Source organism: Azohydromonas australica DSM 1124, from assembly GCF_000430725.1.
In the GTDB taxonomy this organism is placed as follows: domain Bacteria; phylum Pseudomonadota; class Gammaproteobacteria; order Burkholderiales; family Burkholderiaceae_C; genus Azohydromonas; species Azohydromonas australica.
Map to the genome: position 1 here is coordinate 46,590 of NZ_AUMO01000031.1, position 11,860 is coordinate 58,449.

An 11,860-nucleotide genomic window follows, 5' to 3' on the forward strand; every position below is an offset into this window, starting at 1 on the left:
GCATGGAGCCGGACGCCCTGCGTGGCGCCGGCAGGCCGCCGCCTCAGGGTTTTGACGCTCCCTTCGATGCGGTGGTGGCGCTCATTGCGGTGGGCGCGGCGGGGGTGCCGTTCCGCTTCAAGGCGGGGGAGGTGCCCTTTTTGACGGCTTGTGCGTTGCCCGGACGGGGCATCAGTCTGATGTGGCGAGCCCCGTCACGGCTCGACGCCGAGGTGCCATGAACCAGCATCCCGAATCCGATCGCAACGATCGTCCTCCCGAAGTCCCGGAGGGCTTGCGTGCCGTGTACACGCTCTACGCCGCGCGGCTGTGCGCCCCGGGCGTGCGGCTGCGCCACTATGCCGGCCGCTGGCTGGCGCTGCGCCGCCAGCGGGCGCTGGACGCGCGCGTGCTGCCCGTGGCCGACGAGGAGCCCTCGGGCCACCCGCTCACCGGCTTCAAGCGCTTCCAGCGCGAGGCGCTGGCGCAGGTGGAGCCGGGCACCGAGCTGGTGTTCGTCGCGCTGGAGCACGGCACCTGGCGCCCACGCGGGCCCGATGCGCCGCTGCTGCAGATGCTGGCGATCCGGCTGGAGGTCTCGGGCCACGGCGTGGGCTTGGCCGGACACGTGGACCTGGACGGCAACGGCCGCCCGCTGCGCATCGCGCCGGCCTTCGCGCTGATCGTGGACCTTCGGCTGCTCTGAGAGGCCCCGGGAGCGTCCCCGCCGCGGTGCCGGCCCGGACGCGCCTTCAGCCGCGCGGCAGCGTGCCGGCTGCGCTCACGCGGCTGGTACCCGGGACGCGGGCCTGCAGCGTCCGCGGCAGCGTGGGCCGCGCCGCGGCCATCACCTGGATGCGTCCGTCGGCCAGGAAGCGCGAGCCGGCCAGCACACCGATGCCATAGGTGCCGCGGCCCAGCAGGTGCACCGGCAGGTCCACGCGGAAGTCCCCGCTGGCGGCCACGTCCGAGCGCACGTCGATCAGCGACACCTGCTTGTTCGCCTCGTCCACCACCACCACGCGCAGTGCCATGCCCGCCAGTTGAGGGTAGTGGGCCGACAGCGCCAGCTGCCCGCGGGCCGCGCCCATGCCCGGCGCGCTGCACACGACGTCGGCGCAGTGCAGCACGCGCACCTGGGCCGCGTCGCCGCGCGGCGCCTTGCCTTGCGCCAGCGCCGGACCCGCACCGCAAAACGCCCAGGCCGCGAGAGCCAGGACCGCGAAGATCGGAGAACGCTTGTTCACCATGGGCACTTCTCCTCCAGCCGTTCAAAGATGAGTCACGGCGGACGCCGGGTGCCGAAGCACCTGGTACTGCCCCGGTCCGCCTTGGCGACCGATGGAAGAAGCTTCGACCCCCCTGAACGGGGGGGATATTCTCGTAAACCCGGACAAATCGGAGTGGAAGTTGAAGTCCGTCACGGAAAGCCACGGTTTGTGGTGACGAACCGCTGGCTCGACGGCAGCGTCAAGTTCGCCATGCTTTCCGACCGCCATCACGCCGGACGACCATCCGCTGCGCAGCGAGTTTGGCCTTGCGGCGTAGCCCAGCTCAGCGCCCTGCCAGGTAGCCGGCCAGCTCCGGCGAGACGCCGCGCCACGCCGGCCCCTCGCCGGACGGCGTCGCGGACGCGGCGCCCGGCGCCGCTTCGTCCGCCAGCCGCAGCGCCTCCCGGGCGCCCGCGGTGACGCTGTCGATCAGCGGCACCGGCACCTCGTGCTGGATGCGCGCGGCCAGGCCTGCCAGCCCGGCACCGCCCAGGATCACGCAGTCCACGTCCAGCGCGCGGGCCGCGTCGCGGCAGGCCCGCGCCAGCAGCGGCAGCGCCGAGTCCGGGTCGGCCGCGAGCTGCGCGCCGCTGGGCGCGACGGTGTGCACGCCGGCCATCGCGTCGGCGAATCCCAGGCCCTGCGCCAGGCGCACCAGCATCGGGCCCCAGGCCGCGCCGCCGGTGACGACGCCGAAGCGTCCGCGCGCCGACGACCGCGCTGCCTGCAGGAAGGCCGCTTCCGCCAGCCCGGTGACGGGGCAGTCGCACAGCTCGCGCAGCGCGAACAGCCCCGGGTCGCCGAAGCAGGCCAGCAGCACGACATCGGGCCGCGTGCCCTGCGCGCGGTACGCGGCCCAGGCGTCCAGCGCCGCGTGGCCGGCGATGGCACTGGCGGCCTCGCTGGCGATGTAGGCCGCGCCCAGCCGCGCGGTGGCGGCGTCCACGGTGGCGCCCGCGCCCAGCTCGGCCCGGACGTGCGTGGCGACCAGCTCGGTCACGGAAACCGAGGTGTTGGGGTTGAGCACCAGCAGGCGCCGCGGGGTGGACGGCGCGCTCATGCCGTGGTGGCTCCGAAGATCTGCGCCAGGTCCGGCACCTGCGCGGCCGGCGGCTCGATGCGCAGCTGCTGCTCGATCTCCAGCAGGTGCTGTGTCATCAGCGCCGCGGCGGCCTTCTCGTCGCGCAGCCGGATGGCCGCCAGCAGCGTGCGGTGGTCGGCGCAGCCGCAGCCCGTGGGCGCCTCGCCGTTGCCGTAGGTCATGATCACCAGCGAGGTGCGCGACACCAGCTCGCGCAGCACGCGTCCCAGCGTGCGGTGCGCCGCGCCGTCGGCAATGCGCAGGTGGAACTCGCCGGAGAGGCGGATGGCGCGCCGGCGCTCGCCCGCGGCGCGCGCGGCCTCCTCCTGCGCCAGGCAGCTCGCCAGCGCGCCCAGGTGCCCGGCCGAGGCGTGCTGCATGAAGCGTTGCACCAGCAACGGCTCCACCATGCGGCGCACCTCGAACACCTCGCGCGCCTCGTCCACGTCGGGCGTTGCCACCGAGGCGCCGCGGTGCGGCGCGAGCGTGACGATCTGCTCCTGCGCCAGGCGGATGAGCACCTGGCGGATGCGGGTGCGCGAGACGCCGAAGGCCTGGCCCAGCTTGTCCTCCGCGAGCCGGGTGCCGGGCAGGAGCTGGTGGTCGAGGATGGCGTCCACGATGCGGTCGTGGATCTGCGCGTCGGAGAGGTTCGTGGCGGCGGGGGTGGCGTCGTCGGTCATGTCGAGATCATCAGCCATGGCGGCGTCAGGCAGCGGCGCGCCGCCGGCCCAGCAGCCAGGACACGGCCAGCGCCAGCGCTATCACGGCCAGCGACAGCAGCGTGGTGAGCGTGCCCAGCGCGTAGATGGCAGGCGTGGTGACGGTGGTGGTCAGGCCCTGCAGCTCCAGCGGCAGCGTGTTGACGTCGCCGATGGCCTGCGAGGTGCGAGCGATCTCGTCCCAGCTCAGCGTGAAGCCGAACAGGCCCACGCCCACCACCGACGGGCCGATCAGCGGCAGCAGCACGTGCTTGAAGCTTTGCCAGGGGGTGGCGCCCAGGTCGCGCGCCGCTTCCTCGTAGGCCGGGTTGAAGCGGTTGAACACCGCGAACATGATCAACAGGCCGAAGGGCAGCGTCCAAGTCAGGTGCGCGCCCAGCGCCGAGGTGTAGAGGCCCATCAGCGTGGTGTAGCTCTCCAGCACGCCGTCCAGGCCCCAGGCCGCGAGCAGCGCGCGCACGCCGTCGTCCAGCAGCCGGAACTGCAGCCCGATGCCCAGCGACACGACGATGGAGGGCATGATCAGGCTGGCCACGGTCACGAAGAAGAGCGCGGAGCCGCCGCGCAGCTGCTTGCGGAAGGCCAGGCCCGCGAGCACCGACAGCAGCACGGTCAGGCCCATCACCACCGCGCCCAGCGCCAGCGAGCGGCGCAGCGCGGCCCACACGTCCACCGTGCCCAGGCCTTCGGCCAGCTGCGCGAACCAGTGCAGCGACCAGCCGCGCATCGGGAAGGTGAGCCCGCCCTGCGGGCCCTGGAAGCTCAGCACGAAGATGGTGAAGGTCGGCCCGTAGAGGAAGAGCACGAACAGCGCGAACAGCGTGGCCAGCGGCCAGAAGCCGGGCGGGCGGCGGTCGTCGCGGCGCGCAGGGCGGGCGGATTTGAAGGCGGCCATGTTCACAGCTCCCGGCGGATGTCCACCACCCGCGTCAGGCCCCAGACGATCATCAGCACCGTCGCCAGCAGGATGACGGCGTTGGCCGCGGCCAGCGGGAACTGCAGGTAGGAGGTCTGCACCTGGATCACCTTGCCCACCGAGGCGATCTGCTGCCCGCCCATCACGCCCACGGTCACGAAGTCGCCCATGACGATGGTCACCACGAAGATGGAGCCGATCACGATGCCGCTCTTGCACAGCGGCACGATGACGTTCCACAGCGTCTGCCAGGCGCCGGCGCCACAGTCGCGCGAGGCCTCCAGCAGCGAGCGGTCGATGCGCATCATGGAGTTGAAGATCGGCACCAGCATGAACATCGTGTAGAGGTGCACGAAGGCCAGCACCACGGAGAAGTCGGAGAAGAGCAACCACTCCAGCGGCTGCTGGATCAACCCCGTCGCCATCAGCGTGTCGTTGACCAGCCCGTGGCGCCCGAGCAGCGGCACCCAGGAAACCATGCGGATGACGTTGGAGGTCCAGAACGGGATCGTGCACAGCAGGAACAGCAGCGTCTGCACGCCCGTGCCGCGCACGTGGAAGGCCAGGAAGTAGGCCACGGCGAAACCCAGCACCAGCGTGATGGCCCAGGTCAGCAGGCAGAACTTCAGCGTCGAAAGGTACGTCGCGAAGGTGACGCAGAGCTGGCCGTCGGGGTTGACGGGGCAGCCTTCGAACACCTTCAGGTAGTTGTCGAAGGTGAAGCCGGGCAGCAATTCATACTCGTTGAAGTTCCAGAAGCTCACCATCGCCACCAGCGCCAGCGGGGCGATGAAGAACAGCAGGAACACGAGCGAGAAGGGCGTGGCCTGCAGCCAGGCGGGCGGGCCGGCGCGCAGGGTGCGGGGCTTGCGCGGGCCGCGCGCCCCGGCCTGCACGCCAGGGGAGGAAACGCCCCGCTTCGTCATGCCCGCGGAGGCGGGCATCCGCGCAGGCCGGGCGGCTTCGCGTGGCTCGTGGATGCCCGCCTCCGCGGGCATGACGGGTTGGTTGGACATGCGGGCGTCTCCAGGCGGTCAGCTCAACCGGCTCAAGCCGCCACGAACTCGTTCCACTTCTGGACCATGTAGGTGTTCTCGTCCATCACGGCGTTCCAGCAGGCGATGGCGCCCATGCGGGATTCGTAGCTTCCGCCGTCGCGCACGCTGCCGGCCTTGGCCAGCAGCTCGCCGCCCGGGGCCTTGATGTCCTGCGCGGCGGGCTTGCCTTCCATCCAGTAGGCCCACTCGTAGGGCTGCATCTGGGCCTTGGCGGTCTCCAGCACGGCGCTGTAGTAGCCCTGGCGGTTGAGGTAGGCGCCGGCCCAGCCGTCGAGGAACCAGTTGATGAACTCGTAGGCGGCGTCGAGCTTGCGGCCCGAGAGCGTGGAGGGCAGCCCGAAGCCGGCGGCCCAGGCACGGTAGCCTTCCTTGAGCGGCTGGAAGTTGCAGGCGATGCCCTTGGTGCGCACCGCGGTGACGGCCGGGCTCCACATGGACTGGATCACCACCTCGCCCGAGGCCATCAGGTTCACGCTCTCGTTGAAGTCCTTCCACAGCGAGCGGAACTGGCCGGCGCGCTTGGCCTCGATCAGCGTCTTGATGGTCAGGTCGATCTCGGCGCGGGTCATGTTGCCCTTGTCGGGATACTTGTGAAGGCCCATGGCCTCCACCACCATCGCCGCGTCCATGATGCCGATGGAGGGAATGTTCAGGATCGCGGCCTTGCCCTTGAACTCCGGATTGAGCAGCTCGGCCCAGGAGCTGATCGGGCGCTTGATCAGGTCGGGCCGGATGCCCAGCGTGTCGGCGTTGTAGACGGTGGGGATCAGCGTCATGAACTGCGTGGGCGAGTCCGCGAAGGCCTTGGCCTTCTCGCCGGGCAGGTACATCACCTTCTTGGGCGCGGTGCCCTGGTCGCCCACCTTCTTGCCCGCGACCTCGCCCCGGGTGAACAGCGGCGTGATCTTGTCGGCATTCTTGATGCGCCTGGCATCGATCCCCTTGAGGTTGCCGGTGGGGATGATCTTCTTGAGCGAAAAGTACTCGGTGTCGATCAGGTCGAAGGAGCTGGGCGCGGTGACGGCGCGCTTGGTGACGTCGTCGGTGGTCACGGCCACGTACTGGATGTCGATGCCCGTGTCGGCCTTGAACTTCTCGGCGATCTTCTTGTCCTGGTTCACCGCGGTGCCCAGGTAGCGCAGGACGACCTTCTCCTGCGCGAACACGGCCGGCGCCATGCCGGTGGCCAGGATGCCGGCCATGCCCTGCAGCAGGCTGCGGCGGCCCAGCGCGGTGTCTTGCGCCACGGGGTTCTTGATCTTGCTGTCGGACATGCGAGCTCCTTGACGGGAACGGTGTGTTGTTGGCGGGGGAGAAAAGCGAAAGGAGACGAGGGCGCCGCGGCTCAGGCTTGCAGCGCGTGCGCGTGCGCCGGCAGCCACGACACGGTGGCAGCCTCGCCCGGTGCCCACGGCGCGACGTCGAAGGCGCCCTCGGGCAGCATGGCGGCGACCTCGCCGGCGTTCGAGGCCAGCGTCACGAGCACGTAGGTGCCCTGGTACTCGACGTTCTGCACGGTGGCGGCCAAGCCCTCGCCAGCGCTCGCGGCGCCGCGCGTCAGCAGCGTGCGGTCGCTGCGCACGGCCACCTTGGCGCTGCCGGCGGGCAGCACGTTGTGGCCGCCCATGAAGCGCGCCACGAACTCGGTGCGCGGCGCGTTGAAGATCTGGTGCGGCGTACCCTGCTGCTCGATGCGCCCGGCGTTCATCACCACCACCTGGTCCGCCAGCGCCATCGCCTCCTCCTGCGAGTGCGTGACGTGCACGAAGCTGAAGCCCAGGTCCTTCTGCCAGCGCTTGAGCTCGGCGCGCATCTTCACGCGCAGGAAGGGGTCCAGCGCCGAGAGCGGCTCGTCGAGCAGCAGCACCTTGGGGTTGGTGATCAGCGCCCGTGCCAGCGCCACGCGCTGCTGCTGGCCGCCGGAGAGCTCGCCGGGCTTGCGCTGGGCGTAGGCGCCCATGGCCACCAGGTCCAGCAGCTCCGCGGCGCGCGCGCGCCGCGTGGCGGCATCGACGCCGCGCATCTTCAGGCCGAAGGCCACGTTGTCCAGCGCGTTGAGGTGCGGGAACAGCGCGTAGCTCTGGAACATCATCGCCGTGCCGCGCTGCGTGGCGTCAAGGTCGGTGATGTTGCGCGCGCCCAGCAGGATGTCGCCTTCGGTAGCCACCTCGTGGCCGGCGATCATGCGCAGCGTGGTCGTCTTGCCGCAGCCCGAGGGGCCCAGCAGGCAGCAGTAGCTGCCGGCGCGAACCTGCAGGTCGATGGCGTCCACGGCCGGCGTGCCGGGCCCGTAGCGCTTGCTCAGGGCCACCAGTTCGAGATGCGCGAGATCGGTGCTCATGCAACGCTGGTACGCAATGCCCGTGCCAGCTTGTATCCCGTCGAAGGCGCAGATTGCATACGATCTGATGCCTCCAAAGTGTGCAATCAGGGCACCGCTTCGGGGCGACGCGCCCTGTCCCAAGGCACAGGCGCCCGGCGCGCCGGCACTGCCTCTGACACTATTTGTAAGATTTGGTCACAACCGCTCAGGTCTGACGAGACGCCGACGAAATCCGTGCAACAACCAGGGCCATGTCAAGCAGGCGGCACAGACCGCCGCTGCGTGGTTCTCACCAGAGGGATCTCGGGGGCCAGGGGGGAAATCCGTGGGGTTGTGGCGTCAGCGGGGCGGTGGCTGGTCGTGGCGCTGCTGCTCGGAATGGCGTCGGCGTTCGCGCAGCAGGTCGGCGTGTACGGCGGCGGCAGCATCGAGCAGGGGTCGTCGCGCCTGCCCACCGCCTACGTGCCGCTGGTGGATCTGGCGAAGGGGTTCATGGGCTGAGGGCCGGGGCCGAGCCCTGCGGTATGGTGATTGCCGTCGTCATGCCTGAACCGGGCGTGGCGCCCGGTTTTCAGCTTCCAGGGAGACACCCATGGCAACCGACTTCGCACAAGGAGCCTCGGAGAGCACCGAGGCACACCAGGCCGCCATCGCGGCCATGCCGCTGCACCTGCTGAACTACTCCACCGGCGTCACGGCGACGGAGGCGGCGGCGCTGAAGGAGGAGGCGCGCAGGCAGCTGGGGCTGCTGACGTCCCAGCCCTGGCGCGTGGAAGACGACCACGCCGTGATGGGCGACGCGCTGCGCAGGGCCGCGCGCATCCTGTCCATCGACCCGAGCGGCCTGGAACTGCGCCGCGACCGGCCCAGGCACGCATCCGAGCCAGCCGTGGACAAGCGGACCCGGCCCCGCACCATCTGCCTCAACGACGCGCACTGGGAAAAGCTCAAGGCCCTCGGTACGGCCTGGCTGGAACGCCAGCTGGATGCGGAGCGCGACGCTTGAAGCCGCGGACTTGATTCAAGCGATGGGGCGGCGGCCTGCGGCCGTTTCCCGCAGCCACCCCATCAGCTCCTCCGCCCCTGCAGCGTGATCAGCCCCACCGGCGGCAGCTCGATAGCCACCTCCACCGGCAGCACCCGCGCCAGCCCCTGCGCGTCGTAGTGCGCCGCTCCCGAGCGCGCCCAGGGGGCTGGAGCCGGCCATCGAGAAGCGCCTGCGCGAGGCCTTCAAGGCCACCGCGGCCAGCCCCGAGTTCACCGCCGCCTGCGACAAGATCAACGCCCCGCTGATGTACCTCGACGGCCCCGACTACGCGCAGTACGTGGCCGCCACCTACCGCCGCGACGCCCAGCGCATCGAGCGGCTGAAGCTCAAGGAGCCGATCGCCAAGGGCTGATCCCGTGCCCCGTGCCCCGCGCCACCCGCTCCCCGTTCTCCGCAGCCCGACCACCAGCCATGACCGCCTCTTCGAACCTCTCGCCGCTGATCCGGCTGCATCCCAACGACAACGTGCTGGTGGCGCGCGCGCCCATCGCGCTGGGCCAAGCGCTGGCCGAGCTCGGACTGCGCACCCGGGCGCCTACGTGCACGGCGCCGTGCACGATGCCTTCGTCGAGAAGCTGGCCGCGTGCGTGGGCGCGCTGCGGGGGGGCCCCGCCGGCGATCCGGCCTCGCAGATCGGCCCGATGATCAACGCCCGCGCCGTGGACAAGATCGAGCGCCACGTGCGCGACGCCCTGGAGCAGGGCGCAAGCATGGTGGTGGGCGGCCGCCGCGTGCGCAGCGAGGCGGCCAGCGGCCCCAATCACTACGCGCCCACGGTGCTGGCGAACGTGCGGCCCGGCATGGAAGGCACCCGCGAGGAGACCTTCGGGCCGGTGGTGCCGGTGCTGCGCTTCGAGAGCGAGGAGGAGGTGGCGGCGCAGGCCAACGACACGCCCTTCGGCCTCGCGGCCTGCTTCTACAGCCGTGACGTGGCGCGCCTCTGGCGCGTGGCCGACGCGCTGGAGACGGGCATCGTGGGCATCAACGAACGAGGGCGCGCTGGCGGTCGAGGCCGCGCCCTTCGGTGGCGTGAAGGCCTCAGGCTACGGCCGCGAGGGCTCCACCCACGGGCTGGACGACTACCTGCACGTCAAATACCTGTGCCAGGGCGGGCTGGGCTGAGCCGCGGGGCGGCTCAGGTCGCCACGCTCGGGATGTCCGGCTGTGCCGACACCGGCGGCGCGGCCTCCTCCTCGCGCTGGTCGGCCCGTACCGACTCCAGCGCCTGCGCCGCGATCCAGCCGGCGTCCGCCGCGTGGCGGGCCACCGCCAGGCTGTCCGGCACCAGCAGCATCGGCACGCGGGCGCGGCGCACGCCCTCGGCCAGCTGCGCGACGGTGGCGTGGCGGGCGGGGTCGGGATCGACGCTGCGGATGTACACCGCCAGCACCCGCTCAGGGTGCGCGCGCACCACTTCGGCGTAGATCTCCGGGTCGTGCTCGCCGCTGTCGCCGATGAGCACGAAGCGCAGTCCGGGGTAGGTGCCGAAGATCTGCTCGATGCAGCGCAGCTTGTGCTGCGCATGGTCCAGCGGCTCGAACAGCATGTGGTCGCCGAAGTCCTTGAGCATCAGCGGCCCCTCGGGCAGGCCCTGCAGGCGCAGGAAGTCCGTCAGCGGCGTGTACAGGTTCCACGGGCTGCTGGAGACGTAGAACACCGGGTTGCCCTCGGCCCCGGCGGCGCCGCGGTGCAGCGCCCGGTACAGCGCCGAGACGCCTTCGAAGGGCTTGCGCGTGTAGGCGTTGGAGCGCAGCAGCAGCGCCAGCATGCGCAGCCGGTTGCGCGCGTCGGACCACAGCACCGTGTCGTCCAGGTCGCTGATCACGCCGAAGCGCGCCGAGGCCGGCGGCACCAGCACGCGGGCACAGGCCGTCGCCGGCGCCGCGCCGGGGGCCAAGGGCGCCAGCAGCTCCAGCGCGATGGCGTGCCAGCCCGCCTCCAGCGGCCCGCCGGGCTCGATGGCAAGCTGGAAATGCCCCTCGGCGTCAGCCCGCGTCTCCACCGTGAGCCCCTCCAGCGCGGCCCGCACCCGGGCGTGCGCCACCTCGTCGGAGGCCATGCGCCGGTAGACGGCGACCAGGTTGCGCCAGGCCGGGTCGTCCGCCTGCGGCGCGCGGTGCTCCACCAGCCGCAGCACCCGCCCGCCCAGCTGCAGCCGCCGGGACGTCCCGAAGCCGAGGTACGGGACGATCTCCAGCGGATGCCGGGGCCGCACGTGGTGCAGCCGGGTGCGGCGCCAGTCGTTGAGCCGGTCGGCGCGCGCCACCCAGCGGCCGATTGCAGGTCGCAGCTTCATGGCCGCGGCGAGGCAAGGTTCGTGCCCCGCGCGTGCCCGAAAGAAAAAAACCCGCCGCCGCGAACCGGTCGCGGCGGCGGGCTCGAACCCGGGCGGGTGGTGTCGATCGGTGCCCGGGGAGGAGGGAAGCGGTGTCAGCCGACCTGCACCTCGATGCGCCGCGGCTGCGCGTGCGCCTGCTTCGGGATGCGCAGGTTCAGCACGCCGTCGCGCAGCTGCGCCTGGATGGCGCCGGTGTCGAGCTCGCGGCTGAGCGTGAAGGCGCGGCGGTAGCGCGGCAGCCGCACCTCGGCGTACAGCGGCTCCAGCTGCTCGGGCGTGGGCGCGGCGACGGTGCCTTCGATCAGCAGCGTGTCGCCTTCCACCTTGAGCTCCAGCTGCTCGCGCGGCACGCCGGGCAGGTCGGCCAGCAGCGTGATGCCGGACTCGTCCTCCAGCACGTCCACGCGCGGCACCATGGCGCGGTCGTCCTGGGCCGCCACGCGGCGGGCGCTCTGTTGTTGCGGTTGTTGTTGCACGTTGCTCTCGTTGCGGCTCTGGGTCTGGATGTCGCGGGTGTCACTCATGGCGATGTCTCCCGTGAACTGGTTGCGTTGGTTGCGTTCGTCACTGAACCTGGATGCGCTGCGGCTGGGCCTCGGCGCGGCGCGCGACGCTCACGTTGAGCACGCCGTCGCGGTAGCGGGCCTGCACCTTGGACGGGTCGATGTCGTCAGGCAGGCTGATGGCGCGCATGAAGCGGCCGTTCGGGCGCTCGCGGCCGTACACGCGCTGCTGCTTGCCGCCTTCCTCGCCCTGCGGCAGCGACGACGCGCGCTCGCCGGAGATGGTCAGCACGCCGCGGTCGAGATTGACCTCGATCTTGGCCGGGTCCAAGCCCGGGGCGAAGGCGTAGACCTCCACGCTGTTGGGCGTGCGGCCGACGTTGATGGCCGGATAGGTGCCGGGCGCAACCGACCGGATGCTCGACGGCTGGCCCACGGGGCCGAACACGTCGTCAAGCTCGCGGCGCAGGCGCTCGAAGTCGCCGAACAGGCCACCGGGGAAGCTCAAAAGGGATCCATACATTGCTGTGTCCTCCTGCGTCAGGCGGCCCCGTGGCGTCCTTGCGTTGGTGCCTTGCGGGCCGGGATGAGCACCAGATAGGGCAGCCCCGCGCGGCTTCA

At 71.2% G+C, this 11,860-nt stretch carries 14 protein-coding genes and 1 pseudogene; 5 read left to right on the plus strand and 10 right to left on the minus strand.

Going from position 1 to position 11,860, the window contains the following annotated elements; translation table 11 throughout:
• The first annotated feature begins 2 nt into the window (after positions 1–2).
• Both H537_RS0103120 and H537_RS0103125 read left to right on the plus strand, forming a co-directional pair.
• Positions 3–221 (plus strand): hypothetical protein, encoded by a 219-nt coding sequence (locus H537_RS0103120; RefSeq protein ID WP_028996728.1) that lies wholly within the window; start codon positions 3–5, stop codon positions 219–221.
• Positions 218–685 carry a hypothetical protein gene (locus H537_RS0103125; protein WP_028996729.1) on the plus strand — a complete coding sequence of 156 codons (468 nt, stop codon included), beginning with the start codon at positions 218–220 and terminating at the stop codon, positions 683–685. The genes H537_RS0103120 and H537_RS0103125 overlap by 4 nt, the downstream gene beginning before the upstream one ends.
• Positions 686–731: 46 nt before the next feature.
• On the opposite strand, the gene H537_RS0103130 is transcribed toward H537_RS0103125, so the two are convergent.
• The 7 genes from H537_RS0103130 to H537_RS0103160 form a co-directional block, all read right to left on the minus strand.
• A complete protein-coding gene (locus H537_RS0103130) occupies positions 732–1,229 on the minus strand; it encodes a hypothetical protein (protein ID WP_028996730.1) in 498 nt (165 codons plus the stop codon).
• 304 nt (positions 1,230–1,533) lie between these two features.
• The gene (locus H537_RS0103135) at positions 1,534–2,310 is read right to left on the minus strand and encodes an aspartate/glutamate racemase family protein (protein ID WP_028996731.1); all 777 of its coding nucleotides are present in this window, start codon (positions 2,308–2,310) and stop codon (positions 1,534–1,536) included.
• Complete coding sequence (locus tag H537_RS0103140; protein WP_028996732.1) at positions 2,307–3,032, minus strand: GntR family transcriptional regulator; 726 nt, start codon at positions 3,030–3,032, stop codon at positions 2,307–2,309. The genes H537_RS0103135 and H537_RS0103140 overlap by 4 nt, the downstream gene beginning before the upstream one ends.
• Before the next feature lie 7 nt (positions 3,033–3,039).
• Positions 3,040–3,948, minus strand: a complete 909-nt coding sequence (locus H537_RS40870) for an ABC transporter permease (RefSeq protein ID WP_051241674.1) — start codon at positions 3,946–3,948, stop codon at positions 3,040–3,042.
• A 2-nt stretch (positions 3,949–3,950) separates the two neighbouring features.
• Complete coding sequence (locus H537_RS0103150) at positions 3,951–4,985, minus strand: ABC transporter permease (protein ID WP_238446593.1); 1,035 nt, start codon at positions 4,983–4,985, stop codon at positions 3,951–3,953.
• Positions 4,986–5,017: 32 nt separating this feature from the next.
• Complete coding sequence (locus H537_RS0103155) at positions 5,018–6,301, minus strand: ABC transporter substrate-binding protein (protein ID WP_028996734.1); 1,284 nt, start codon at positions 6,299–6,301, stop codon at positions 5,018–5,020.
• Positions 6,302–6,372: 71 nt separating this feature from the next.
• Positions 6,373–7,368 (minus strand): ABC transporter ATP-binding protein, encoded by a 996-nt coding sequence (locus H537_RS0103160; RefSeq protein WP_043458116.1) that lies wholly within the window; start codon positions 7,366–7,368, stop codon positions 6,373–6,375.
• Positions 7,369–7,710: 342 nt separating this feature from the next.
• Here H537_RS0103160 and H537_RS52290 point away from each other — a divergent pair, with 342 nt between their 5' ends.
• The 3 genes and pseudogenes from H537_RS52290 to H537_RS54315 all read left to right on the plus strand — a co-directional run.
• Positions 7,711–7,851 (plus strand): hypothetical protein, encoded by a 141-nt coding sequence (locus H537_RS52290; protein ID WP_156901361.1) that lies wholly within the window; start codon positions 7,711–7,713, stop codon positions 7,849–7,851.
• Positions 7,852–7,942: 91 nt separating this feature from the next.
• The gene (locus H537_RS0103170; RefSeq protein WP_028996736.1) at positions 7,943–8,356 is read left to right on the plus strand and encodes a hypothetical protein; all 414 of its coding nucleotides are present in this window, start codon (positions 7,943–7,945) and stop codon (positions 8,354–8,356) included.
• A gap of 578 nt (positions 8,357–8,934) precedes the next feature.
• A pseudogene (locus tag H537_RS54315) lies at positions 8,935–9,520 on the plus strand (aldehyde dehydrogenase family protein); the annotation flags it as partial.
• Between the two features lie 13 nt (positions 9,521–9,533).
• Here the strand turns inward: H537_RS54315 and H537_RS40880 are convergent.
• From H537_RS40880 to H537_RS0103200, 3 genes are all read right to left on the minus strand, one after another.
• On the minus strand, positions 9,534–10,694 hold the full coding sequence (locus H537_RS40880) for an App1 family protein phosphatidate phosphatase (protein WP_051241677.1): 1,161 nt from the start codon (positions 10,692–10,694) through the stop codon (positions 9,534–9,536).
• Positions 10,695–10,828: 134 nt separating this feature from the next.
• Positions 10,829–11,260 carry an Hsp20/alpha crystallin family protein gene (locus tag H537_RS0103195; protein WP_084150367.1) on the minus strand — a complete coding sequence of 144 codons (432 nt, stop codon included), beginning with the start codon at positions 11,258–11,260 and terminating at the stop codon, positions 10,829–10,831.
• A 40-nt stretch (positions 11,261–11,300) separates the two neighbouring features.
• A complete protein-coding gene (locus tag H537_RS0103200) occupies positions 11,301–11,762 on the minus strand; it encodes an Hsp20/alpha crystallin family protein (RefSeq protein ID WP_028996738.1) in 462 nt (153 codons plus the stop codon).
• Between the last annotated feature and the right edge of the window lie 98 nt (positions 11,763–11,860).

Bases quoted from the DNA above. Each gene is read 5' to 3' on its own strand.
- H537_RS0103155 (WP_028996734.1), bottom strand. From the start codon at position 6,301: ATGTCCGACAGCAAGATCAAGAACCCCGTGGCGCAAGACACCGCGCTG.
- H537_RS0103170 (WP_028996736.1), top strand. From the start codon at position 7,943: ATGGCAACCGACTTCGCACAAGGAGCCTCGGAGAGCACCGAGGCACAC.
- H537_RS0103160 (WP_043458116.1), bottom strand. From the start codon at position 7,368: ATGAGCACCGATCTCGCGCATCTCGAACTGGTGGCCCTGAGCAAGCGC.
- H537_RS0103130 (WP_028996730.1), bottom strand. From the start codon at position 1,229: ATGGTGAACAAGCGTTCTCCGATCTTCGCGGTCCTGGCTCTCGCGGCC.
- H537_RS0103200 (WP_028996738.1), bottom strand. From the start codon at position 11,762: ATGTATGGATCCCTTTTGAGCTTCCCCGGTGGCCTGTTCGGCGACTTC.
- H537_RS0103135 (WP_028996731.1), bottom strand. From the start codon at position 2,310: ATGAGCGCGCCGTCCACCCCGCGGCGCCTGCTGGTGCTCAACCCCAAC.
- H537_RS40880 (WP_051241677.1), bottom strand. From the start codon at position 10,694: ATGAAGCTGCGACCTGCAATCGGCCGCTGGGTGGCGCGCGCCGACCGG.
- H537_RS0103150 (WP_238446593.1), bottom strand. From the start codon at position 4,985: ATGTCCAACCAACCCGTCATGCCCGCGGAGGCGGGCATCCACGAGCCA.
- H537_RS0103140 (WP_028996732.1), bottom strand. From the start codon at position 3,032: ATGGCTGATGATCTCGACATGACCGACGACGCCACCCCCGCCGCCACG.
- H537_RS0103125 (WP_028996729.1), top strand. From the start codon at position 218: ATGAACCAGCATCCCGAATCCGATCGCAACGATCGTCCTCCCGAAGTC.
- H537_RS0103120 (WP_028996728.1), top strand. From the start codon at position 3: ATGGAGCCGGACGCCCTGCGTGGCGCCGGCAGGCCGCCGCCTCAGGGT.
- H537_RS40870 (WP_051241674.1), bottom strand. From the start codon at position 3,948: ATGGCCGCCTTCAAATCCGCCCGCCCTGCGCGCCGCGACGACCGCCGC.
- H537_RS0103195 (WP_084150367.1), bottom strand. From the start codon at position 11,260: ATGAGTGACACCCGCGACATCCAGACCCAGAGCCGCAACGAGAGCAAC.